This window comes from Gemella sp. GH3, from assembly GCF_013415425.1.
Classification (GTDB): domain Bacteria; phylum Bacillota; class Bacilli; order Staphylococcales; family Gemellaceae; genus Gemelliphila.
The window spans coordinates 1-1275 of sequence record NZ_JACBYC010000038.1 but is presented as its reverse complement, the minus strand read 5'-3'; the positions used below and the strand labels follow the sequence as shown (position 1 = coordinate 1275).

Genomic DNA, 1275 nt, shown 5'->3' with positions numbered 1-1275 from the left:
AGTTCAATTATATATTTTATAAATGAATAATTACAAAATAAAATCACAACTTAATAGACAACATATATGCGTTATGATATAATTTTTATGATTAATTTTTAGGAGGATATCGTGGATTATATCGTAAATACTATAAAATTTTTAATTGATTTTATTTTGCATATAGATGATCATTTAGGAGAATTAATGAATAATTACGGTCCTTGGTGGATGTACGGTATAATATTTCTAATAATATTTATAGAAACAGGTGTTGTATTTATGCCGTTTTTACCAGGTGATTCACTATTATTTGCTAGTGGAGCTTTGTGGGCTTCTACAGGTAACAATGTATTTTTATTGTTATTCTTATGTATAGCTGCGGCTGTGATAGGAGATAATTGTAATTACTTCATAGGAAGACATTTTTCTGAATATTTAAAATCAAAATCGTGGTTTAAGAAGTTTGTCAGTGATGAAAACTTAGAAGATGCAGAAAAATTTATTACCAAGCATGGAGGAAAATCAATTTTCTTAGCGAGATTTTTCCCGATAATAAGAACTATTGTTCCATTTTTAGTAGGAGCAGGTAAAATGGATTATCGTAAATTTAGAGTTATAGATTTCTTTGGAGGTCTTACTTGGTGTAGTATATTTATTACAGTAGGTTATTTATTTGGTAATATTCCATTTGTAAAAGAAAATTTTTCTTTAGTAGTAATAGCTATAGTGTTAATTAGTTTAATTCCTATATTTATAGGAGCAATTAAAGCAAGAAAATCTGCTAAATAATTTATACGGAAGATGTTGGTAAAATTAATATTTGCTAACATCTTTTTTATTATTTTATTGAAAAATATTCCATAGTAGTGATATAATGTAAGAAAATGTTATAAAAAGGAGAAATATTATGCCAAGAATAGTAGTTCGTGGAATGGAAAAAGAAGATTTGAAAAAAGTAGATATAGAGTTATTAGATAATATATCAGAAATTATACAAAGACCTAAGGATACATTTACTTTGGATTTAATTAATAGTGTAGCTATTTCAGATGGAAAAGAAATTTCTAGAGTTTATATTGAAATTTCATGGAAAAATAGGTCTACTGAAGTTTGTGAACAAGTAGCAAAAACAATAAATTCTACGTTATCAAATATAGGGTATAATAAAGTTTATGTTTATTTTAAAGATATAGATTTAGAAAAAGAGTTTGTATTTTAAGTGGCTTATATTAAATAGTTTGTTGAAATGAAAATATTTTCAAAATATATTATATAGAATTATTAATATTATTT

The 1275-nt window shown here is 24.6% G+C and carries 2 protein-coding genes; both read left to right on the top strand.

Annotated features, from left to right (window positions below; genetic code table 11):
- Positions 1–111 precede the first annotated feature (111 nt).
- Entirely contained in the window at positions 112–771 is a 660-nt protein-coding gene (locus HZY83_RS01015) for a VTT domain-containing protein (protein ID WP_370520023.1), read from the top strand.
- A gap of 118 nt (positions 772–889) precedes the next feature.
- Complete coding sequence (locus HZY83_RS01010) at positions 890–1201, top strand: DUF1904 family protein (RefSeq protein WP_179942258.1); 312 nt, start codon at positions 890–892, stop codon at positions 1199–1201.
- The last annotated feature ends 74 nt before the right edge of the window (positions 1202–1275 follow it).